General features: G+C 39.0%; 26 protein-coding genes and 3 tRNA genes. 18 read left to right on the top strand and 11 right to left on the bottom strand.

Going from position 1 to position 21,924, the window contains the following annotated elements; translation table 11 throughout:
* Nucleotides 1–84: 84 nt before the first annotated feature.
* Together PESP_RS02420 and mutM are read left to right on the top strand one after the other, a co-directional pair.
* A complete protein-coding gene (locus PESP_RS02420) occupies nucleotides 85–600 on the top strand; it encodes a hypothetical protein (protein ID WP_089346613.1) in 516 nt (171 codons plus the stop codon).
* Nucleotides 600–1,409 carry a bifunctional DNA-formamidopyrimidine glycosylase/DNA-(apurinic or apyrimidinic site) lyase gene (gene mutM, locus PESP_RS02425; RefSeq protein WP_089346614.1) on the top strand — a complete coding sequence of 270 codons (810 nt, stop codon included), beginning with the start codon at nucleotides 600–602 and terminating at the stop codon, nucleotides 1,407–1,409. The genes PESP_RS02420 and mutM overlap by 1 nt, the downstream gene beginning before the upstream one ends.
* Nucleotides 1,410–1,487: 78 nt before the next feature.
* Here mutM and PESP_RS02430 read toward each other — a convergent pair whose 3' ends face one another.
* From PESP_RS02430 to PESP_RS02445, 4 genes are read right to left on the bottom strand one after another with little or no spacing between them, the layout of a single operon-like run.
* On the bottom strand, nucleotides 1,488–1,988 hold the full coding sequence (locus PESP_RS02430; protein ID WP_089346615.1) for a DUF3299 domain-containing protein: 501 nt from the start codon (nucleotides 1,986–1,988) through the stop codon (nucleotides 1,488–1,490).
* Between the two features lie 13 nt (nucleotides 1,989–2,001).
* Entirely contained in the window at nucleotides 2,002–3,342 is a 1,341-nt protein-coding gene (locus PESP_RS02435; protein ID WP_089346616.1) for an ABC transporter permease, read from the bottom strand.
* Nucleotides 3,339–4,022: an ABC transporter ATP-binding protein gene (locus PESP_RS02440; RefSeq protein WP_089349081.1), complete on the bottom strand. Its 684-nt coding sequence runs from the start codon at nucleotides 4,020–4,022 to the stop codon at nucleotides 3,339–3,341. Before PESP_RS02440 ends, PESP_RS02435 begins: the two co-directional genes overlap by 4 nt.
* A gap of 2 nt (nucleotides 4,023–4,024) precedes the next feature.
* Nucleotides 4,025–5,095 (bottom strand): CDP-glycerol glycerophosphotransferase family protein, encoded by a 1,071-nt coding sequence (locus PESP_RS02445; RefSeq protein ID WP_174694369.1) that lies wholly within the window; start codon nucleotides 5,093–5,095, stop codon nucleotides 4,025–4,027.
* Between the two features lie 176 nt (nucleotides 5,096–5,271).
* On the opposite strand from PESP_RS02445, the gene PESP_RS02450 reads away from it, so the two are divergent.
* The 6 genes from PESP_RS02450 (at nucleotide 5,272) to PESP_RS02475 (ending at nucleotide 11,984) form a co-directional block, all read left to right on the top strand.
* The gene (locus tag PESP_RS02450) at nucleotides 5,272–6,375 is read left to right on the top strand and encodes a phosphoribosylaminoimidazolesuccinocarboxamide synthase (RefSeq protein WP_089346617.1); all 1,104 of its coding nucleotides are present in this window, start codon (nucleotides 5,272–5,274) and stop codon (nucleotides 6,373–6,375) included.
* Nucleotides 6,376–6,497: 122 nt separating this feature from the next.
* The gene (locus PESP_RS02455) at nucleotides 6,498–7,157 is read left to right on the top strand and encodes a methylamine utilization protein (protein WP_089346618.1); all 660 of its coding nucleotides are present in this window, start codon (nucleotides 6,498–6,500) and stop codon (nucleotides 7,155–7,157) included.
* Entirely contained in the window at nucleotides 7,150–9,465 is a 2,316-nt protein-coding gene (locus tag PESP_RS02460) for a bifunctional diguanylate cyclase/phosphodiesterase (RefSeq protein WP_089346619.1), read from the top strand. The genes PESP_RS02455 and PESP_RS02460 overlap by 8 nt, the downstream gene beginning before the upstream one ends.
* Nucleotides 9,452–10,282 (top strand): DUF3034 family protein, encoded by an 831-nt coding sequence (locus PESP_RS02465; protein ID WP_089346620.1) that lies wholly within the window; start codon nucleotides 9,452–9,454, stop codon nucleotides 10,280–10,282. Before PESP_RS02460 ends, PESP_RS02465 begins: the two co-directional genes overlap by 14 nt.
* A complete protein-coding gene (locus PESP_RS02470) occupies nucleotides 10,282–10,701 on the top strand; it encodes a group I truncated hemoglobin (RefSeq protein WP_089346621.1) in 420 nt (139 codons plus the stop codon). The genes PESP_RS02465 and PESP_RS02470 overlap by 1 nt, the downstream gene beginning before the upstream one ends.
* A 176-nt stretch (nucleotides 10,702–10,877) precedes the next feature.
* Nucleotides 10,878–11,984 (top strand): capsular polysaccharide export protein, LipB/KpsS family, encoded by a 1,107-nt coding sequence (locus PESP_RS02475; protein WP_245852127.1) that lies wholly within the window; start codon nucleotides 10,878–10,880, stop codon nucleotides 11,982–11,984.
* Nucleotides 11,985–12,015: 31 nt separating this feature from the next.
* On the opposite strand, the gene PESP_RS02480 is transcribed toward PESP_RS02475, so the two are convergent.
* Nucleotides 12,016–12,366, bottom strand: coding sequence for a DUF5522 domain-containing protein (locus PESP_RS02480; protein WP_089349083.1), 351 nt, complete (start codon nucleotides 12,364–12,366; stop codon nucleotides 12,016–12,018).
* A 43-nt stretch (nucleotides 12,367–12,409) separates the two neighbouring features.
* On the opposite strand from PESP_RS02480, the gene PESP_RS02485 reads away from it, so the two are divergent.
* Nucleotides 12,410–12,736 (top strand): hypothetical protein, encoded by a 327-nt coding sequence (locus tag PESP_RS02485; RefSeq protein ID WP_089346623.1) that lies wholly within the window; start codon nucleotides 12,410–12,412, stop codon nucleotides 12,734–12,736.
* 152 nt (nucleotides 12,737–12,888) lie between these two features.
* Here the strand turns inward: PESP_RS02485 and asd are convergent, their stop codons facing one another.
* Nucleotides 12,889–13,767 carry an archaetidylserine decarboxylase gene (asd, locus tag PESP_RS02490; RefSeq protein ID WP_174694370.1) on the bottom strand — a complete coding sequence of 293 codons (879 nt, stop codon included), beginning with the start codon at nucleotides 13,765–13,767 and terminating at the stop codon, nucleotides 12,889–12,891.
* 15 nt (nucleotides 13,768–13,782) lie between these two features.
* Entirely contained in the window at nucleotides 13,783–14,841 is a 1,059-nt protein-coding gene (gene rsgA / locus PESP_RS02495; protein WP_089346624.1) for a small ribosomal subunit biogenesis GTPase RsgA, read from the bottom strand.
* 124 nt (nucleotides 14,842–14,965) lie between these two features.
* Here rsgA and orn point away from each other — a divergent pair, with 124 nt between their 5' ends.
* From orn to PESP_RS02515, 4 genes are all read left to right on the top strand, one after another.
* Nucleotides 14,966–15,511 (top strand): oligoribonuclease, encoded by a 546-nt coding sequence (orn, locus tag PESP_RS02500; RefSeq protein ID WP_089346625.1) that lies wholly within the window; start codon nucleotides 14,966–14,968, stop codon nucleotides 15,509–15,511.
* 93 nt (nucleotides 15,512–15,604) lie between these two features.
* A tRNA-Gly gene (locus PESP_RS02505) sits at nucleotides 15,605–15,680 on the top strand.
* Between the two features lie 118 nt (nucleotides 15,681–15,798).
* Nucleotides 15,799–15,874, top strand: a tRNA-Gly gene (locus PESP_RS02510).
* A gap of 42 nt (nucleotides 15,875–15,916) precedes the next feature.
* Nucleotides 15,917–15,992: transfer RNA gene (locus PESP_RS02515), tRNA-Gly, on the top strand.
* 230 nt (nucleotides 15,993–16,222) lie between these two features.
* Here PESP_RS02515 and PESP_RS02520 read toward each other — a convergent pair.
* The 3 genes from PESP_RS02520 to PESP_RS02530 form a co-directional block, all read right to left on the bottom strand.
* A complete protein-coding gene (locus PESP_RS02520; RefSeq protein WP_089346626.1) occupies nucleotides 16,223–16,651 on the bottom strand; it encodes a secondary thiamine-phosphate synthase enzyme YjbQ in 429 nt (142 codons plus the stop codon).
* The gene (locus PESP_RS02525; RefSeq protein WP_089346627.1) at nucleotides 16,648–17,115 is read right to left on the bottom strand and encodes a chemotaxis protein CheX; all 468 of its coding nucleotides are present in this window, start codon (nucleotides 17,113–17,115) and stop codon (nucleotides 16,648–16,650) included. Before PESP_RS02525 ends, PESP_RS02520 begins: the two co-directional genes overlap by 4 nt.
* Before the next feature lie 73 nt (nucleotides 17,116–17,188).
* Nucleotides 17,189–17,623, bottom strand: coding sequence for a transcriptional repressor (locus tag PESP_RS02530; protein WP_089349085.1), 435 nt, complete (start codon nucleotides 17,621–17,623; stop codon nucleotides 17,189–17,191).
* Between the two features lie 95 nt (nucleotides 17,624–17,718).
* Here PESP_RS02530 and PESP_RS02535 point away from each other — a divergent pair, with 95 nt between their 5' ends.
* Both PESP_RS02535 and PESP_RS02540 read left to right on the top strand, forming a co-directional pair.
* Nucleotides 17,719–18,339, top strand: a complete 621-nt coding sequence (locus tag PESP_RS02535) for a MarC family protein (RefSeq protein WP_089346628.1) — start codon at nucleotides 17,719–17,721, stop codon at nucleotides 18,337–18,339.
* A 278-nt stretch (nucleotides 18,340–18,617) separates the two neighbouring features.
* On the top strand, nucleotides 18,618–19,268 hold the full coding sequence (locus tag PESP_RS02540; RefSeq protein WP_089346629.1) for a GIY-YIG nuclease family protein: 651 nt from the start codon (nucleotides 18,618–18,620) through the stop codon (nucleotides 19,266–19,268).
* 59 nt (nucleotides 19,269–19,327) lie between these two features.
* Here the strand turns inward: PESP_RS02540 and PESP_RS02545 are convergent, their stop codons facing one another.
* Complete coding sequence (locus PESP_RS02545) at nucleotides 19,328–19,723, bottom strand: helix-turn-helix domain-containing protein (RefSeq protein ID WP_089346630.1); 396 nt, start codon at nucleotides 19,721–19,723, stop codon at nucleotides 19,328–19,330.
* Between the two features lie 178 nt (nucleotides 19,724–19,901).
* Between PESP_RS02545 and PESP_RS02550 the strand changes: the two genes are divergently transcribed.
* The 3 genes from PESP_RS02550 (at nucleotide 19,902) to PESP_RS02560 (ending at nucleotide 21,922) form a co-directional block, all read left to right on the top strand.
* The gene (locus tag PESP_RS02550; protein ID WP_089346631.1) at nucleotides 19,902–20,159 is read left to right on the top strand and encodes a pyocin activator PrtN family protein; all 258 of its coding nucleotides are present in this window, start codon (nucleotides 19,902–19,904) and stop codon (nucleotides 20,157–20,159) included.
* Between the two features lie 205 nt (nucleotides 20,160–20,364).
* The gene (locus PESP_RS02555) at nucleotides 20,365–21,573 is read left to right on the top strand and encodes a replication initiation factor domain-containing protein (protein WP_089346632.1); all 1,209 of its coding nucleotides are present in this window, start codon (nucleotides 20,365–20,367) and stop codon (nucleotides 21,571–21,573) included.
* Nucleotides 21,566–21,922, top strand: coding sequence for a DUF1293 family protein (locus PESP_RS02560; RefSeq protein WP_089346633.1), 357 nt, complete (start codon nucleotides 21,566–21,568; stop codon nucleotides 21,920–21,922). The genes PESP_RS02555 and PESP_RS02560 overlap by 8 nt, the downstream gene beginning before the upstream one ends.
* Nucleotides 21,923–21,924 lie beyond the last annotated feature (2 nt).

The following is a 21,924-nucleotide window of genomic DNA, read 5'->3' on the forward strand; positions in this document are numbered from 1 at the left end:
AGTTACACTTTAAAATCTTGAATTTATTAACGACTCTGCACGTTATTAGGTTCACACTCAGTATATGCTAATTAAGGTGCCCGCATGCGACTAGGCCGCAAAGGTTGGAATAACGTTATAATTTTCTCAATGTTAATTATGATTTTCTTTTTAAATGGCTGGCATAAGCAGTTTTTAGGCGGTGTGGATGAACCTCGTTTACAACCTGTATTACCGCTACAAAGCTTTGTATTAACACTTAAGTTTGTTGATCAAAAAATTGAGCGTATTGGTACAAGTTGGCGTACAACCGCACTACAAGAAAATACACCTGTTAAGTGGGATGCCACAGAGCAGCAATTAGCTGAGCTGATTAATACCTGGCAAACAATTGCATTAATGCAGGTGAATGAATCGGTGGTATTTAACCCTAATTCGCCATTATACGTAGCAACCTTTGAGCTGGCAGGTGAAAACCTACCCTGGGTATATTTACTCTACAAGGGGAATGGCCAATATTATTTGCTCGAAAAAAATAGCCAGCGAGTAATGGGGCTCGATTTAAAAACTGCAGAGCAGTTATTTCCAAGTATTGATTTTACAAAAAGTGAGTTGCATTAATGCCTGAATTACCAGAGGTAGAAGTAAGCCGTATGGGGATCACGCCTCATATTGAAAACCAAGTCGTAAGCAAAGTTAATATTTATAATGCCAGTATGCGCTGGCCAGTTCCTGATGATGTATACCAACTTGAAGGCTTAACCGTTACTAGTATTGAACGCCGTGCCAAGTACCTTCTTTTACATTGTGAGTTAGGCAGTACACTATTGCATTTAGGTATGTCGGGTAATTTGCGGGTTGTTGATAAAAGCGAGCCTTTAAAAAAGCATGACCATGTAGAATTTGTATTTGGTAATAATAAGGCGCTGCGTTTAAACGACCCTCGACGCTTTGGGTGCTGTTTATGGCAAGCACCTGGTGAAGTGCACAAGTTACTTTCAAAGCTGGGTCCTGAGCCGCTAACCGACGATTTTTTTGCAAAACGTGTGTACGAGCAGTCACGCAATAAAAAGGTACCGGTAAAACAGTTTATTATGGATAACGCAGTGGTTGTTGGCGTTGGTAATATTTACGCCAACGAGTCGTTATTTAAAGCGGGGATTCACCCAAAGCGTGAAGCTGGAAAAGTATCGCTCAAGCGTTACCAAACTCTTATTCCAATAATTAAAGACACACTAGCAGCTGCTATTACACAAGGTGGTACAACCTTAAAAGATTTTGCACAAAGTGATGGCAAGCCAGGGTATTTTGCACAGCAACTTTTAGTTTATGGCCGTAAAGGTGAAGAGTGTGTAACGTGTAAAACGCCGCTTGAGGAAATTAGGCTGGGGCAGCGAAGTACTGTTTTTTGTAAACAGTGCCAAAAGTAATTGTACTAATGTGTATTAATAAATATTACGTATAGGCTTTAGTTGCTCTGCTAACTCAAAAGCAGAGCAAGTATTTATTTACAGCTCGAAAGGGGCTACGCCTACGGCTTTCATTTTATAGCCCACTTGTGCTATTTCGCCAGACCAGGTTTCTGTACTCATAATACCAGTCACTACAATGGCATCGTATAAGCTTTCTATTGGCACGCCACCCTTAATTGTTACATGCACTATTTGATTTGGCGGCGGCGGCGGTACGTGAATACACGCACCAAAGTACGGGACTAGTAAAAACTCAGTAATCACTTCGCTATCACCTTCAAGCGGAACCACAAACCCAGGTAAGCTTACTGATTGGCCATTTAATGCTTCAACCACGGGGGCATCTAATTCTGGTTGTACCCAGTTTTGTTCACTGCCTTCGTGATTAGCCTGCGCTTGAGTATCTATTTGCACGTGCCCTTGTGGGATTAAATCTTCCCAAAAAATTTCTTTTGGGGGATTAGCACTGCTAAAAAAACTAATAAGCAGGCAACTTATTAGTGCGCTTTTATAAAATGCAGATTTTAAAAATGTCATGAAATTCCTAATGTTAAGTTTTTATACTCATGCCATCGCTGAGCGAATAAAAATAAGCGCGGGTGGCAGGTACTAAGCCAATTATAAAACCGGCGGCCATGATAACGCCTATTAAAGTGAGTTCATAGTAAGAGAGCAAGGCAATATTTACGCTTATGCCGCTATGGCTTTGTAAATAATCACTACTGATGAACATAACCCCGTAATAAAGGCCACACCCAACTAAGCACCCTAAAAATGTAGTTAGTAGTGATTCCATACTTATTAACGTAAATAGCTGCCATGGCCTTGCGCCCACTGAGCGTAAAATAGCAAGCTCACGGCGGCGCTGGTTTAAATTAGCAAGTAGTGTAGTCAGCATACCTAGCAGGCTCACCAGTACTACAACGGCTGAAAACAGTAATAAAACTTTTTCAACAATGGCGAGCATTTGCCAAAGCTCTTTTAATGTAACTGTAGGCATTATCGCAAGTAGCGGCTCGTTTTTATATTGGTTAATGTTGCGCCTTACTTGCAGTGTATATAACGGGGAGTCGAAACCCATTAAAAACGCAGTTATTTGACTTGGTTCACCAATTAAGTTGTCGTGTTCATCGTGTTCATCGTGTTCATCGTGTTCATCGTGTTCATCGTGTTCATCGTGTTCATCGTGAGCATCGTGAGCATCGTGTGCATCATGAGCACTGTGCTCATTATGATCGCTATGCGCGTTACTCGCCCCACCATGAATTAAATCAATTGCAGCAAGGGGTATATGCAAGGTTTTATCTACTGGTGTACCGGTGGCATTTAAAATACCGACCACCTTAAATGGGTTATCTTTGTGGTGATGAAAGCTGGTATTGCCCATACCGTGGGAAATGACTATTTGGTCACCCAATTTATAGCCTAAGCTACTGGCTACTTCACTGCCTAATACCACTTGCGTAAGCTGTTTAAAAGCGTGGCCTTGTTGAAAGCTTAACGGCTGTTTTTTTGCAAAGCGGTAGTGCTTAAAGTAATCCGGTGTGGTGCCTACAACCGCTTGGCCTTTGTGGCTATCGCCAAGGCTTATGGGAATACTCCACTTTATCCCGCGTTGGGATGTTATATGTTCATAACTTTGCCAACTTACACTATTGTTAGCGTGGCCGATTCTAAATACAGATGAAAGTAGTAGCTGTATGTCGCCAGTACGTGCACCCACAATTAAATCAGTGTCAGAAATTGTATTGCTAAAACTGCTTTTAGCATCAATACGTATGCGCTCAATACTTAATAACAGCATAACGCTTATAGCAATAGTAAATAGCGTAAGAAGCACACTTGCGCGACGATTAAGTAAGCTTTTGTATGCAAGCTTAGTAAGGATCATATTTGCTCCTGTAAGCTAACTAGGCTAATAGTGCGATTAAATAGCGGTTTTAACGTTTCATCATGACTAACAAATATTAAGGTGCTATTGGCTTGCTCTGCTTGGTTAAACAAAAGCGTTATGAAGCTCTCTCTGTTGGCGGTATCAAGCGCAGAGGTGGGCTCATCAGCAATAATTAGCTCAGGGCTGCCAATAAAAGCACGTGCTGCGGCAACACGCTGTTGTTGGCCAATGCTTAATGTGGCTACATTTTTATTATGATCTTGTGAGTGTAACCCCAGTGCGCTTAATAGCCGAGCAGCTTCATTTTCTAAAGAGTGACTTTGCGAAGCTAATTGTTTACGCTTTTTTGAAAAGTCGCAGCCAAGCGTTACGTTTTCTATGGGTGTTAAGTAAGGTAATAAATTAAAATTTTGAAAAATATAACCAATGTTTTCAGCTCTAAATATGTCTCTTTGGGTGTTACTAAGCTGGCTTAAATTGTTATTTAAAATATACACTTCACCGCTAGTTGGGGTGTTAATACCCGCTAACAGTGCAAGCAGTGTTGATTTGCCTGAGCCACTAGGGCCGTGTAAAAAAACGTGCTCACCTTTACTAATACTAAGGTGAGGAATATTAAGCGTGGGCTTGGCATCATCTTTATGCCATTTAAAAGTAACGTTTTTTAGGCTTATCATTTTTACCAACCCCAGTAATTTAGCATTTTTCTCATTTTAAACTGCCTTATAATATTCAGGGGTTTTGATTTTAAGCTGTTTTCGCTAAGTAAAAATTCATTGGTTGCGTTTAGCACTCGCATACTCGATTGCCCGTCATTATATGGGTGAAGCTCTTGAGAATAATGTGAAATTGCAGTCATTAATTCCTTAGGGCGTGTAAGTGCTAAATCAATATTTTTTTCCACTTCAGAAGCTTCTGTTACATCTAATAAATGAGGAAATGGCTGTCTTGTTCTATACGTAACTACAGGTTTGTTTTGAAGTAAAAACATTTGCATAACCGATGAAGTATCACAAAGCATTACATCAGCGGCTTTTAATAAAGGTAAAACGTTATCTGTTTCAACAAACGTTAAGTTTTGATTACTCAGCGCTTTGTATTTTTCGACCCACTCGTGGGGCATTTTGGGATGAAATTGAACTAGGATCCGCCACTTTCCTTGCTCACTAAAGTGTTTAATTTGTTCATAAAGTCGCGGTGCGAGAGTTAGCCTATGAGAAAACGTTGAACAAATTAAAAGTGTAGCTCGAGGATCGTCACTAACGTATGGATTATCCTGTGCGTCGGAGAACAGAGGATCTAACGTTGGCCAACCAGTTTGCGCTACTTTAAAATGACCATGTTTACGCGCTGACTCTTCAAATCTTTTTGTGGTATTTGGGCCCTGTGTACAATATAAATCAAAGCATCCTCTAATTGCAAAATGCCCTTTCTCACCTGTTGTATCTCTTTTGTGAGCGTCAAACCCGTGAAATACGGCTACTTTAATTCCTGGAATAAATGTAGGTATTAGGTTTGCTGGAGCAAATGTCGCATCAGGTTTCCATGAATGTATGTCTTTAATTGAGTGAAGTTGCTGCTCGTCATCATTTAAAAAGTCAGGATTAACTTCACTACCGGCTAAAAACCAACGTACCTCACCACCATGCGCTAAAATTTGTGCTTGCAATGGCCTTAAAATAGCGTACGAATAATTTTGCGAAATATACATTAGGTATTTTTTATTTGCGGTGGCAGTTAGGTAGTTCAAGCGGTACTCCTCTAGTTAGCACGCTGAGTTTACCGCATTATTACAGCCATATAAATATTGCGTGGTTATTTAGTTTTCAGTGCTGATTGAGCTTTAGGGTAGGCTGATTTATTATATAGCGCTTATAACCCCATACCATACTTTGCTCTTTGAGCATCCCTAACCCCGGAGATAGCATGACTAGCTATAAAGTTTTAGACGTAAACGATGATTTACCCATTCGCACTAAAGGTGAAGTACACAGCGGTAAAGTTCGTTCGGTTTATTGGCTAACAGACGAAGACAGCGCACGACTCATTAAAGATAAAGGCTATAAAGTGCCTGAAGGTACTGAACTGGCTATTATGGTTATTTCAGACCGTATTTCTGCTTTTGATTGTATTTGGCAAGGCGAAAACGGTTTAAACGGCGTACCGGGTAAAGGTATAGCGCTTAACTCTGTTGCATCTCATTGGTTTAAGCTATTCGATAAAGCGGGTCTGGCGGGTAATCACATTGTTGATATTCCGCATCCGTATGTATGGATTGTACGCAAAGCAAGTACTGTTAAAGTAGAAGCCATTGCACGCCAATATATTACCGGCAGCATGTGGCGCGACTACGCAAAGGGCACGCGTAATTTTTGTGGTATAGATTTACCTGAAGGTTTACAAGCTAACCAAAAGCTCGAAAACGTACTTATTACACCTTCAACTAAAGGTATTATTGAAGGTGTTGCTGATATTCCACCTGTTGATGATGTGAATATTACCCGTGCTAACATTACTAATAATTTAGATGTGTTTAATTTCAAATCGGCCGATGATGTTACTAAATACGAAAAATTATTGGTAGAGGGCTTTAAGTTAATTAGCGATGAGTTGGCAAAGCTAGATCAAATTTTTGTAGATACAAAGTTTGAATTTGGCTACGTAGAAGACTTAAACGGCGTACAGCAGCTTATTTATATTGACGAAGTAGGTACACCGGATTCTTCGCGCATATGGGATAAAGCAGCTTACCGCGCTGGTAAAATAGTTGAAAACTCTAAAGAAGGGTTTCGTCAGTTGTTAATTTCTAATGTGCCAGAAAGTGACGTGTTATTAAATAAAGACCGCATGGATGAGCGTGAGCAATTAGCTAAAGACTATATTTTACCAGAGTCAGTTATGCTTGAAGTGTCTAACACTTATGTGGGTATAGCGAGCAAAATTGTAGGAAAAGAGATTGTAATTCCTGAAGATCCTCGCCAAGAAGTGATCAATATTTTAGATGCCGATTACGGACTTATTGTAAAATAATACAACTAAAGTATGTAATAAAATATGAGCCCAGTCTTTATTTTTAGTTACTGGGCTATAATCCTTGCAATTAGTGCTGGTCTCTAATTAACTTAACCTAAGATTAATTTTTAGGTGTGTTTATGTTTAGGCATATGCGGCAAGTACTTACTAAAAGTCGTTATTTATTAGCAACTACTTTATTTTTTAGCCAAGTAGCATTTGGCGAAAGTATTGACTTAGTTATTCACGATCAGCATGGCCAACAACTAAATAACGCAGTGGTTGAGCTTTACATTGACTCACATCCAAACGAAAGCGCATTACCCATCGCGGTAATGGACCAAGTACATAAACAATTTTTACCTGAGCTACTTGTGGTGCAAAAAGGCCAGCAGGTAAATTTTCCTAATAGCGATAATATTCGTCATCATGTTTATTCTTTTTCACCAGCAAAACCATTTCAGCTTAAGCTTTATTCAGGCCAGCCCAAAGAGCCAATTACTTTTGATCAATCAGGCTTGGTTGTACTAGGCTGTAATATACACGACTCTATGGTGGGCTATATTTATGTAGCCAATAGTTCACATGTTTATAAAACAAGTAAAACCGGTAAGCTAAGTATAGATATAGCGACTTTTCCGGCTACCTTGAGCGTATGGCATGCATTGCAAACAGCGCCGCTAGAGAATAAAAAAATGATAACAATTAACAATAAAAGCGAGTTAAAAATTACTATAAATACATCAACGCCAGCCCCGCGTAATACCTTTGGTAGTAAATTTAAGGGCGGTAATGACTAACAGTTTAAAAAACCGCATTATTATTTTATGTGTTGGCTTAGTGCTTTTAACCACTATGGTGAGTATTTTTAGTTTTTGGTGGTCTACCAGTAAATTTCAAGAAGAAAAAGTAAATCAAGATATTAGCGTTGCGCAAAATGTTTATAAGCAATACCTAAGCGCAAAAGAAAGCCTACTACTTACCGCTGCAAAAGTACTTACTGCCGATTTTGGTTTTAAGCAAGCGGTTGCCACACGAGATGCCGGCACCATTAGCAGCGTGTTGTTTAACCATAGCCAGCGCATAGATGCAGAGCTTATGCTGCTTATTGATTTATCGGGCAAGTTAATATCGGCAAATACAAGTGAAGATTTATACCCTCATAATTTACAGCTTTTATTGCAAGAGTTATTAAATTCACCCGAGCAATCAAGTTTTGTTGTACTTAATAAGCAGTTATACCAAGTTATTTTGCTGCCAGTGCGAGCGCCCAGAACAGTAGCTTATAGCTTGGTAGGGTTTAAAATTGATGATGAGGTAGCGCTTGAGCTTAAAAACTTAACCGGAATGGATGTTAGCTTTATTGCAGAGCAAAACAACTTAGTAAAAAGCTCATTGTTAAAACGCCCTGAAGATTTTTCACCTAATGCGTACTTTAGTAGTGCAACTACCTCGCGTTTATTTTCCGATTACCCTGTATATAAAAACCGCGATATTACTTTACCTTCACTGCAGGGCAACGTAGTTACTATTTTACTAAGCGCCGATTTAACGCAAAGCTATAGCGACTTTGAAAACCTATTATTTACACTAATAATTTTAGCCATTTTAACGATGTTAGTGGGGGGGATAACCAGTAGTTTATTAGCTAATAATTTAACTACACCGTTATCGCAGTTAGCTGTTATTGCAAGGCAGTTTGCACAAGGTAATTACACATTTGAGTTTAACGCTAATAAGCAAAGTAGTGAAATTGCCACGCTCGCAAACGCGTTTGATAACATGGGTAACGATATTAACGAGCGTGAGAAAAAAATTAGTTTTCAGGCACGCCATGATTCGTTAACAGGCTTTTATAACCGCTCGGCAATGCTTGAAGTACTTGATGATGAGCTTGATTGTGCAACAGAATACACTTTAGTTGCTATTGATATAAAAGGCTTACGCCACATAAACGACAAGCTAGGGCCACGCGTTGGCGATGAGTGCTTAAAAGCGGTGGCCAATAGAATTAGTGGTTTTTCAGATGAGTTAGGTGGGTTTCATGCTCGCATTGGTGGAGATGAGTTTTTAACGGTATTTCCTACGGCTGCTGCCAGAGATAAAAAAAGTGGCATAGTCGGTTTAATGGCGCAGCTACAAGCGTGCTATACCGTAAAAACGTTAAAAATTAACTTACGTTTTAGCGCCGGCATTGTGCAGTATCCAACCCAAGGAGTTGCCAGCGATGATTTAATGCGCCGGGTGCTTATTGCAGTCGATAACGCAGCAGATAACCAAGATAGTATTCATTATTATCAAAATGGTGAAGATGAAGCGCATTTAGATCGTCTTAAAATGCTTGATGAACTTAAACAAGCAATAAGCGATGACGATGGTCAGTTGTTTATGACTTATCAACCTAAATTGCACATGCAAACAAAAAAAATTAATAAGGTCGAATCGTTAATTCGTTGGCAACGCAAAGATGGCAGTTGGGTAAATCCAGAGCTCTTTATTGATTTAGCCGAGCAGTCGGGACTTATTGTTGAGCTAACAGCTTGGGTCGTTAATACGGTGGTTTCTCAAGTTGCTGATTGGCAATCAAAAGGCATACAAATGCAAGCCGCAATTAATGTATCTGCACAGGATATAGCTTCACCGAGTTTTCACTCTGCGTTAGTACGTACATTAAAAAAATACAGTGTAGATCCAACGCTTATAACGATTGAGCTAACCGAGCGCGACATGATAGAAAACGAAGAAAAAGGCATTAAAGCGCTCCAAAACTTAAAAGCAATAGGTGTAAAAATATCACTCGATGATTATGGTGTAGGACAAACGTCGTTAGGGCGTCTGAAAATGCTTCCTATTGATGAGTTAAAGCTCGATAAATGTTTTATTTTAAAATTAGATGAATCACAAAAAGATCAATACATAGTGCAGTCATCTATTACTTTAGGACACCAGTTAGGGTTTTCGGTTGTGGCCGAAGGCGTAGAGACCCTTGATTCATTAAATCTGCTTGAAGCGATGCAGTGTGACCATGCACAGGGCTATTACCTTAGCAGACCTTTAAAAGCAGAGTTATTAGAGCAATGGTTAGAGGAATACTATGCAAAAAATTAAGTGTTTATTGGCAAGCTTATTATTAATAAGTGCACCGGTACTTGCCAGTGACGGCAAGCTACTTGCTACACCTGGGGTATCTCAAATAGAAGGAAGCGGCGGCGGTGGTATTGTGCCATGGGCGCAATTAGCTGGGTATGCCAGCGAAGATGAGTTTTCGGTTAATGGCTTTTGTAGCCGTGCAGATGTAAGCGACTACACGCTAGATGTATGTGGAGCACAGGTTAACTTATTTAATAGAGTAGAGCTTAGTTATGCTCAGCAACGTTTTGATGTACCCGCGCTCGATACTGAAATAGAGCAATCGATAACGGGGGCTAAAATACGTATATACGGTGATATTGTTTATAGTACTTGGCCACAAGTAAGCTTTGGTATACAGCATAAATCACTTGATGATGGCGCTATAGCAACACTAGTTGGAGCAGAAGATACCAGTGGCACTGATTACTACCTTGCCGCGAGTAAATTACATTTAGGGGCAATAGGCGGTTATAACTGGTTTTGGAATGTGACGACTCGTTACAGTGAAGCTAACCAGCTTGGTTTACTTGGCTATGGTGGCGCAGGTAACGATGCCGAAATTTTATTTGAAGGAAGTACCGCATTATTTTTAAGTCGCAGTGTTGCTGTGGGTGTTGAATATAGGCAAAAATCTAATAACTTAAATTTAGGAGAGCAAGACTGGAAAGATTTATTTGTAGCCTGGATGCCTAATAAGCATGTTAGCGTAACAGCCGCTTATTTAGACTTAGGGAGTATTGCAGGGGCGGATGACCAAACAGGTTGGTACTTATCGGTTACAGGGTATTGGTAATGAAATTCGTAGTTGTATTGTGTGTATGTATCGGCGTGTTAACAGGTTGCGCGAGTTCAACACAGTTGTCGTTATATCAGCAGCTAGATGGACGAGCAGGGCTCACTCGAATTGTAGATAGCTTTATTTATCAAATAGGCAATGATGAGCAAGTACTTCATTACTTTGAACACAGCGATATTAATCACTTTAGAGAAGGCTTTATTACTCACATGTGCATGCTTGTAGAAGGGCCATGCACATACGAAGGTGACTCTATGGTTGATATTCACACCGGCATGCATATAACGGAAAAAGACTTTAACCGCGTGGTTGATTTACTTGTTAATGCAATGCAAGAGCAAAATATAAGTCAAAGCATTCAAAACGAGATACTTTCTAGAATGGCACCGCTGCGCAGTGAAATAATCAAAATATAGGTAACACCTGTAAATTTTTTGCATGTGGCAGGGAACCTTGCTTTTGTAATAGTGTCCACTTAATATTATTTTCATAAAAACAACAATTGGCGCGCACAGCTTGTATGTCTTACCTATTTATATCCCGCAAAAATGTACACGCAAAGTACTATAAAAAAATTATTAAAAAGCTGACAATGGATTGCCAACTACATGTAATGGGAGCGCCTAAGCTCTCTGCTGTAAATTATTTACCTACTGCATTTAAAGTTGATTTTACAGATGTATTAAATGCTCAACTAAAACGCAAAAGAGCGCGAAATTCTCTTTGGAATAACGCGATTATATCTGCTGTATACAAACTAGGCTTGGGCTTTTTTGAGCGTTTACGCTACGCAAAGTATTTAGCATTATTAACACAAATTAAGCCAGAGGTTATGGTGATTTGGAATGGTAATAAACTGCCTAATACAACCGTTGCTATGGCTGCAAAAGCATTAGGGATAAAACAGTTTTATTATGAGAATGGCTTATTACCAGGCACGACCAGTTTAGACCCTCAGGGGATTAATTATCACGCGTCACTTAGCCGCGATCCTGAGTTTTATTTAAATTTTAATCGCAACAACGCATTAAATTTTGATGCGCCTGATCTCATACCTCGAGAAAACCACAAAAAGCGGTGTGAATTTGAAGCTGAAAATATCCCAAAACGTTATATTTTTGTGCCTTTTCAAGTGCCACATGATACTCAAATAGCGAGCTTTTCACCATGGATTGACTCTATGGAAATGCTTTATGATGAAGTGGTTACAGCTGTAAGAGCCTTAAACGACCCTGAGCTCAAAGTCGTTTTTAAAGAGCACCCTTCGTGGCATAAACACTACCGTGATTTATACAACAAAGACCCTATTGCACTATTCGCTAACGGTAATAAAACGTGCGAACTTATTGAACGTGCAGAAGCTGTAATAACCATAAACTCAACCGTAGGGCTTGAGGCGCTTCAGCTTAATAAGCGTGTAATTACCGTAGGGCAAGCCTGTTATAATATAGAGGGCTTAGTAAAACATGCCAGTACGAGTAAAGAGCTAGCTATGCAAGTGGATGATGTTGTAAAGGGCTGGCAATTTAATCCTTTATTACGTGATAAGTTTTTTTGCTATTTAAAGCATATTTATAGTGTGCCAGGAGTTTGGAAGCACGCAGAGGAAGAGCATATAAAGGCAATTGAACTGCGTTTTAAAGGCGCAGATAAATTCTCTTTACATCACCTTAATGAGCAAGTAGCTCAAAACGCTTAATTAGGTAAAGCTCAAGGAATGAGCGCTCGTTTTAACGATACGGGCAGTTTTTACAGCCATTTTTACAGCACGTCCCCCTTTTTAAAAAAAACCACTTACTAAAGACCATAAAGCCATTTTGCATGGTGTAATCTAGCCCTTCTATTAAATTGTCATTAGCGCTAAATTTTTTAGCAAATTCAATTTGTGCTTTTATTGGTAGAGTATAAATACTTTCCAAATAAACATTAATTTTACTAAGCGTACAGCTATTACATAAACAACTTGTTGCACTGCTATCAAGCGGTAAAATAGCGGGTAACTGATTACACCAACATGCGGTTATATCATTAACATTACAGTTAAGCGTTGTATTACATTGGCTGCAGTTTATCTGGGTCATTTTAGGTCTTATTAACAGTAGAGCAGCAAGAATAACAAACATTATGAATATACAAAAAGCATTGGCCGAATTTATTACCTTTGGCGAGCAAAGAGATAGCGCCATTAGTGTGATTGTTTCAACCGCAGCAAACAATCAAACCTGCCTGTACACACTCACAAAGCCTGTATTAATTGACGTGCTTACGCGTTGTTTACATAAAGAAATTGATATTGACGATTTGGAACTGTGGGCAAATGTAATTGAATCGCGAGATGATATAAATTGCGCCGAGCATGAAGGTGTTATTTATGCACTAAGCAATAGCGAGCAAATGGGGGAACTTGATAATCAAAAACTGACTATATTGTTGGAGTTGCTATCTATTTGAGCGTTTTTTAGAAGTGTTATACTTAAACATTTTCGAACTATTTTCAAGAAGGCGAGATCTGACTATGCCTTTTAGACCAGCATTGCCCTGAACTCAAGGTTTTGAACTTTTGAGAACAGAACAATGTGGTACAGCTTATTTGTTTGGGTGGCTTACAGCTCTTCACTTCCTTTAATTGTTGCAAATGCTGTATTTAAGCGAGTTACTGTTTCAGGTAGCTGATCCTTTAAAATATCGGCTTTATCGGCGCCCCAAGCGAGTACTACGGTAGAGCCTAGTTTAAAGCGGCCCATTTCTTCACCTTTTTTAAGGGTAATCGCGTTTTCGCCTTTAGTAGGGTAGTTCCAGCTAAATACATCGCTACCTGCTGGTGGTGTTACCGTACCAGCCCAAATAGTTTCAATGCTGGCTACAATCGTTGCGCCTACAAGTACCATAGCCAGCGGGCCAATTTCGGTTTCAAAAATAGCGACTACCCGTTCGTTACGCGCAAATAAATTAGGCACGTTTTGCGCAGTAAGCGGATTTACTGAAAATAAATCACCAGGTACGTAAATCATTTTGCTTAATATGCCATCAATTGGCATATGAATGCGGTGGTAGTCTTTTGGCGCTAAATAAATAGTTGCAAACTTACCGCCTAAAAATGGTGTTGTGTCGTCTTCAGAGCCGCCTAATAGTGCTTGTAAGCTGTAGTCGTGGCCTTTTGCTTGTATTAGCTGTCCGTCAACAATATCTCCTAGCTGGCTAATTGCACCATCTACAGGGTGAGTAATAATGTTGTCACCCTCAGCCATTGGGCGTACGCCATCTTTTAATGGGCGAGTAAAAAACTCATTAAATGTTTTGTAATGGGCAGGGTCTGAGTACTCAGCCTCACTCATGTCTATTTTATATTGCTTAATAAACAATTTAATTAGCGTGGTGGTGAGGGCGCCTGCTTTAGCCGCTGCTAATTTGCCTACTACGCGTGAAATAAAGTGTTTTGGCATTGCGTACTGCATTGCAATTTTAAATTTGTCTAAACTCACAGATTGTTTCCTAAATTAAACGCGAGGTGCACGTGCACCAGCACGGCCGTCGGCCATTGTTTCTAAAATTCGGTGGTAGCTATCAAAGCGTAATTGCGAAATGTCGCCATCGGCTACCGCTTGTTGGATTATACAGCCCGGATCGTTTAAATGCTTACAATCTCTAAACCTGCACCCACCTATAAATTCTCTAAATTCTTTAAAGCACCAGGTTACGCGTTCAACGTCTAAATGCCATAAACCAAACTCACGAATACCCGGTGAGTCTATTAAGTTACCACCGCTTGGTAAGTGGTGTAAACGCGAAACAGTGGTAGTGTGTTGGCCTAAGCCGCTGTTTTCAGATACTTCTTTAGTTAATATTTCGGCATCAGGTAGTACGGTGTTAACTAAGGTCGATTTACCTACGCCACTTTGACCTACAAAAATATTGTTTTTATCAACGAGTACGTTTTTTAAATCATCAATGCCTTCGCCGGTCACGCTACTTACTAGTAAAACCTGATAGCCAAGGCCACGGTATATATCGAGTATTTTTTGTATTTCGTTTAAGCCCGCTTCGTCGATTAAATCGATTTTATTAAGCACCAAAATTGGCTCAATGCCCATGTCTTCACAGGCTATTAAATAGCGGTCAATAATACTGGGTGTGAACTCTGGTAATACGGCCGACACCATTAAAATTTGATCTATATTTGCGGCAATTACTTTTACGCCATCGTAAAAGTCGGGGCGAGTAAGCTGCGAGCGGCGCTCTTGCGTTGCTTCAATAACGCCCGCTAGGTCGCCTTCGCTTACTTTAGCTCGGCGAAATAGCACTTCATCGCCACACACTAAGTTAGATACCGTACGGCGAATATTACAGCGTAGTACATCGCCATTTTGCGTTTCTACATCGGCGTGTTGGCCAAACCGGCTAATTACAACCGCACTTTCGGTTGCGCCTAAATTATCTGTTTGCCATTCTTGTGCGCCACCTTTTGCCGGTTTTGTATCGGCATTGTTTAAGCGCTTTTGATGATTAGCCTTGATCCTGCGAGATTGGCCTTTACTTAATTTTTTCTGTTTTGCCACTTTTGGCCTATAACCTTGTTTAAATGTCGGCTTTGAGCATAAAAAAGCTTTAGCTCGACGGTTGATGCTAATATGATATATCGAAATGCGTTGGATCTAAAGAAAAGCACTGTTTAAGGTTACTATGACTATTAATGAATCAAATTTAATTTGGCTTGATCTGGAAATGACCGGACTTGAGCCAGCAACAGATAAAATACTCGAAATTGCCACGGTAGTAACCGATGCCGATTTAAATATACTAGCTGAAGGCCCTACCATTGCTATTCATCAATGTGATGAGCTATTAGATGGTATGGACGAGTGGTGTACTACACAGCATGGTAAATCGGGTTTAACGACGCGCTGTAAAGCAAGTACTTATGATGAAGCTTATGCTGTAGAGCAAACGCTTAATTTTTTAAAGCAGTGGGTGCCAGCAGGTAAATCGCCAATGTGTGGTAACTCAATAGGCCAAGACAGACGCTTTATGAATAAATACATGCGCGAGCTTGAGGACTTTTTTCATTACCGCAATTTAGATGTAAGTACGATTAAAGAATTAGCCCGTCGATGGAAGCCTGAGGTACTTGCACAAGTAAATAAAAAAGGCTCGCACTTAGCACTTGATGACATTAAAGATTCTATTATGGAATTAAAGGTGTACAGAGAAAAGTTCTTTAATTTGTAAAAAACACTTGCAAACACATCGGATTATTGTAGAATCCTGCCCCGCTCAAGACGATAACCCCTGCGGGGTAAGTGTGTTTGAGCAAGCGATGATGCGGCACTAGCTCAGTTGGTAGAGCGCGACCTTGCCAAGGTCGAGGTCACGAGTTCGAGCCTCGTGTGCCGCTCCAATTTCTCACCAAAGAAATTGCAGCGATAGTAAAAAAGTAAAGTGGCACTAGCTCAGTTGCCGGAATGTTGAACGCGACACGTCGCGAACCAACGGAAAAATTACTGACTAACTATAAAGCGGCACTAGCTCAGTTGGTAGAGCGCGACCTTGCCAAGGTCGAGGTCACGAGTTCGAGCCTCGTGTGCCGCTCCAATTTTTTTATCAAAAGAAATTGTAGAAAATATAGTTTATAAAGCGGCACTAGCTCAGTTGGTAGAGCGCGACCTTGCCAAGGTCGAGGTCACGAGTTCGAGCCTCGTGTGCCGCTCCAATATTTTTATATCCTTTCAAACTTTCCTGTATTAAAAATCATAAATAAAAAATAAATTAAAATCTCTCTTATCAACTAATTCTAAATGTAATTCGGTATTGAAGTTTTGGTGCTTAGAAGCTACTACTTCTCGCGCGGGCAAGCGCTGCGCCTACAAAAAAGGGGATTAACTTTGAGGTTGTATAGGTGGAGTAAAATAGGATTAATGCTTTTAAACGTTAAAGCGTTTGCTAAAACAGCTCACCCTGAATAGTGGCTACAATACGCCTTGCGCCGCCTGCATCGCGGTGTTCACCTAAGTAAATACCTTGCCAAGTTCCTAAAGCTAAGTGTCCATTTGAAATAGGAATACTTAACTCACAGCCAAGCGTGCTGGTTTTTATGTGTGCAGGCATGTCGTCATCGCCCTCATAATCGTGGCGATAGTAAGGCTGTCGCTCTGGGACAAACTTATTAAAGTGACTTTCCATATCCATGCGTACAGTTGGGTCGGCATTTTCGTTTATGGTTAAACTTGCTGAGGTGTGTTGGATAAATAAATGCAGTAAGCCCACTTTATAATTAGTAAGCTCATTTAATTGAGCGAGTATTTCATCGTCAATTAAATGAAAGCCTCGGGGACGAGGCTTTAGTGTAATCTGTTTTTGCTGCCAGCTCATAGTTTGTCGAAGCTAACTTCAATATTTGCATCACCGGCATCGCAGCTAAACGGCATAATAATTTTTTTGCCTTTACTTTTGTGGGTGATCGTATGACCCTTACCAGATACAACAATAGGTGTGGCCATATCAAAGTCATAGCCTTTTTCGCCTAGTAAATTTTTTGCGCCACCAGTTACCATATTCGTTATTTCGCCAACCATATCGGTAACTTCGTCGTCTATGTTATCTGGACGCTCGCCTAACATGCGCTCCATAATGGTTAGCGCTAAGCCTTCATCGAAGGTAATTGAAAAGGAACCACGGGTTTGTGCGCCCACCATACCAATCAAACCTGATACATCGCCACAGGCAATTTCATCAGTTTTAATGCGCGGCTTACCTGGCTTTAACTCAGTTTGCGCCATAGTAGATAAAACATTGATTAATGATGATAAAAACGGATTGATGAACTCAACATTCATATTAGGTACTCTTAAATTGGTGCTAAAAATGGCTATTTAAAGTATGAGTATAGCTTTAAAAAAAGTTTTGGGCTTAGCCTCTACAAGACTCGCACTTACCATGTGCTTCTACGGTTTGTGCTGATACAACAAAACCGCTCTCTGCTGCTAAGTTATTTAGCTCGTGAGAAATAACAGTAGAGTGTAGCTCTTTTACAAACCCGCAAGTGTCACAAATGAGCAATTGCACAGGGTGGATATGATCAAAGTGATGACATAGCATAAATGCATTGGTGCTCTCTATTTTATGAATAAAGCCTAACTCAGATAAAAAGTCTAACGCACGGTAAATAGTCGCTGGTTTTGCGCCTGTTTCTGTCACTTTTAATTGCTCAAGTAAATCGTAAGCGCCCACGCCGCCTTGAGCGCTGGCTAATAGGCGAAATACTTTTTCGCGGATTGGCGTAAAACGCGCACCACGGTTGTCACAAACTTGTTTTGCTTTACTTACGAGTGATTCTATATTCATCATTCTCTTATCCTTAACGCTACCGTGATATACTAACATACTGTGTTGTAGTTGCAGCGTTTTTATTAAACACTTTTTAGCCGGGAAACCCATTAATGCATGAATTATTAGCGATATTTATTTTCTTTTTTGCGGTGATAGACCCTATAGGTACAGTGCCTGTATTTATAGCTGTAACACGGGGCGAAGATGAAAAGTTTAAACGAAAAGTAATTTTTAAAGCGGTGGGCGTATCTGCTGTGGTTTTGTTGTTTTTTGTTATTGCCGGTGAGCAATTACTTAATGCGATTGAAATACCTCTTTCTGCTTTTCAGATAGCTGGCGGTATTGTATTACTTATTTTTGCACTTTCTATGATTTTTGGTGAAAGTAAGCCCGAAGCCGAAATAAAAAGTGTGCGCGATAGCACCGAAACCGCTATTTTCCCGCTCGCTATTCCCTCAATTGCAAGCCCCGGTGCCATGTTAGGTGCTGTGCTAATGACCCGCAACGAAGAGTATACGTGGGTAGAGCAGGTTATGACCTCATCGATGATGTTAATAGTGTTAGCCGTTGTATTGGTATTACTATTACTTGCAACGCAGGTGCATAAATTAATTGGCGATAGCGGCGCGAGTATCATAAGTAGAATAATGGGACTTATTTTAAGCTCTGTTGCCGTAACTAATATTCTAAACGGCATAGCTCATTATTTTGGTTTACAAATATACAGCTAACATTGATGCTAATTAGGCTTTTGTGTAAAATACAGCGCCTTTTTATGGGCGCATTTACCTTATAATCCCCGAGGCTTTTACTTTGCAAGAACGCACATTAGATAACCCAACGTTAAACAGACGTTTTTCAGTTGCACCTATGCTTGATTGGACACACATCCTTATATTTAAGGGTTGAAAACCTATTATGGAACACTATAAGAGCCACCGTGCTTTTTAAAATTAAATTTAACAGGGTTCCTTAAACATTACTTTCCTGATTCTTAAGAGTAAATAAAATGGATGATTATTATCAAAAGATTGAAAATGTGATTCTTGAATTGTTTGCTTTTTCTAAAACTTATAAAGATGTAATTATAGAGCTAAATCGTAGAGGAATAAAAACCGTCTCAGGCAAAGAATTTAACCAATCTTCTCTATTAATTTTAAGGAAAAAACTGGGGCTTAATATTGAGAAAAAGAAACTTCCTAATTTAAAATACTATGTGTACAAAATTACATGTAATTACCCTTATAAGTGCCAAGGCTTTGTATATTACGGAAAACATAAAGATCGTTGCCCTCATTCTAATACTTACATGGGAGGGGGCGAACTGTTGGTGTTTGCTCAAAAAAAGTTTGGTCTCGAGTATTTTGAAAAAAGTGTTATAGCTATTTTTGATTCTAGTGAAGAATCCGAAGAGCTTGAAAGGGAAATTGTTAGTAAAAATTTTATTAGTAGATCAGATAACTTTAATATGTCTTTGGGTGGAAAGAATAGTCGGTTAACTCAATATGCTCACCCTTTAAAGCATCGACTTAGTGAATATATTAGAGATAAAGAGATAGCTAACTGGGAAAATCAGAAAGTTTGGGAATATAGAAGAGGTTTACCTCAAGCAATGAAAGGGATTTTTTTAACCTCTAATATTGGCCAAGATATAGACTAAATATTATTAGCTTTTTCTAAAATTTTTAAATTGTCAAAAGCCATTCTTGATAATAGCTGCTATTTACGTTTCATTATCATTATGTCCATAAATACATTCAAGTCCATTTCATTCAATATTGTCTGGGTTATCTCAGAAATGCTTACTTCTTCTGCAGGAGTAATTACACCTTTTTGAATCGCTTTGAAAACTCCATCTGTAATTGATTGTTTTAGTTTATTTACATTTTTTCCTAGTGATAACTCTTCTTCGTCGTTACCAAACAGTAAGTAATCCATAGATACATTAAATTTTTCTGCCGCATTAACGCAAGCTTCGTAAGGTATTCCTCCTCTTTTTCTAGTGGCTGCTCCCCAGCTTTCTTTATAACCAAGTAATGTTGATAGTTCATTCATTTTTTGAGTTTCATATAACTCTAAAAGTCTCGAAAAAATTTCATTTGAATTCAATGACATATAAAAAACCCTCTAAATATTACATTTTAGCCATTGAAATTGACAAAATATAATAATAATATCTTTTTTGTCGGTTGGTGCTACTTATTGTAACTGCAACCTGATTTAACGTTAAAATATTTCTGATTTATAACATTTAATCCGCATTTTGTCTTTTAAATATATTGATAGGGTTGGTATGAACACTAATTTTGCACTTTTGGCTCGCTTTGAAACGCCAATAATTAATCTGAAAGATGTTTGTCAGGAATTCTTTGGTATTTCAGTTAAAACGGCTATGCAAAAAATAAAAGGTCAAGACTTCCCTGTTCCTACTTTTCGATTAGCAAACTCTGAACGTTCACCTGTATTTATCAAGGTTGAGGACTTAGCTGTTTATATCGACAAGCAATATCAAATCGCCTCGAAAGAATGGCAAACAGTACACATGGCTTAACTGATATGTGTATTGAAATTTACTACGAGAGCGATCCAATTATGGGGGTAAATACCTCATATGATTTAAACGGAAAACGTCATTACGATTTTTTCAGCTCCTTGTATTTGTTCAATGTTTGGGCTTCATTTGAATTTTCCAATTCTGAATTGATTGAAGTTACTAATAATAATTATCACCAATTGGTAGAGCAGGGGAAAATCTAATGCAAGTTAAAAAGAAAAAAGATCACTATACCCAAACAGCAGAAAATTTAATGGCTCATGAAAAATCTGATGCAATTAAGATAGACCACTTAGCTTTCGCTTTTCCTATTTCAGCACTTCGTTACTGCCGTAAAGCAGGTGAAATTAAGCCAGATATAGAATTAGTTACCGGTTATAAAAAATCGTTTTTTACAAACAATAACATTCCCCAAATTAAACGCGTAAAGCGAAATGGCCTTTACCCTAAACCACCCGTTATTAAATCTAGTCAGGCTTTAAATCTTGAACAGTATGAAGCCCATAAGAATATGGTTTCAATGCTAATGGCAGATTTTTATGAAGAAACATTAAAGGTATGGGTGAATAAAGTTTTAGGTTTTGAAATATCTCCTATGCGTGGTCGAGGTTTGCATGGCTATAAAGACTCAATGACCTTACGAGCTAACGGTCTAGATGTTGGCTTTATTGGTGTTGGGGGGCAAAGAGATACTGTTTATTTTCAAATATCAGGAACTGGCTGTAAGCATTTATTTAGCCATACAACACCTTTCGTTATGCATCACTGGTTATCAAAGGTTTTTACAGTTACACATTTAAGCCGCATTGATTTGGCTTTTGATGATTTCGATAATAATTTCGACTGTGATTATGCTGAAAAAGCTTATAAAGATGGTTGGTTTAGGACTTCAGATAGAGGTCCTACAGCGGATATAAATGAAAACCATAAGTACAAGTATGACAGCAAGATGAAAAAGATATTTAGTCAGGAAATGATTTGTGTCGGTTCACGTAAGTCAATTATCTACTGGCGTATTTATAACAAGAAATTAGAGCAAGGTATTAAACAAGATAATTTCTCGTGGTATCGCTCAGAAGCTGAATTAAAGAAATGGACTGTCGATTGTTTACTTAATTTAGCTGCAACATTTGCTGGCCTTTGTCCCTTTGCTGCATCTGTCGATTTAGATAAAGGTATAAGAACTAAAGCAATGAGCAAAGCAAAAGAAATTTGTCTCGATGTTGCTTCCCGTGTCCGACACGTTCGTCGTTCCGCAGGTAGAGCATTGGGTGATGTATTAGAAGCTTTTGAGGGGGATATATCAAAAACTATGGGTTTAATTTTACCCGAAGAAACAGGCGGTAAGCTTGGAATACCTCCTACCTACCAACAATTAATTAATCACGTGACAGAGGTTCAACATGTCTAACAAAATCATTTTATGTGGTCTACAAATTACTAGCTTTCCTGAAAGTAAAAATCCTGATGCAGAATCAGCATTATTACTAATGCTTTACCCATTGGAAAACGTTAATGCACCAAAATTCAAACGTAAATCGGTAGGTCAATCTACAGAAACACCATTTGGTAAACAGTCACTTAGTATTAATGCTAAATATGCACATCGACTAATAGATACACAGGCTTTTGTTTCCAATAAAGAATATGAACTGGTTGTTGGATTTAATACTGATACTTTCGAAAATGAAATTTCGAAAATAACACCTGTAGATCCTGCTGTTAAAAAACATTTTGATGAATGTTTGGGTAATAAATAATT

Origin of the sequence: Pseudoalteromonas espejiana DSM 9414, from assembly GCF_002221525.1 — a bacterium.
GTDB lineage: Bacteria > Pseudomonadota > Gammaproteobacteria > Enterobacterales > Alteromonadaceae > Pseudoalteromonas > Pseudoalteromonas espejiana.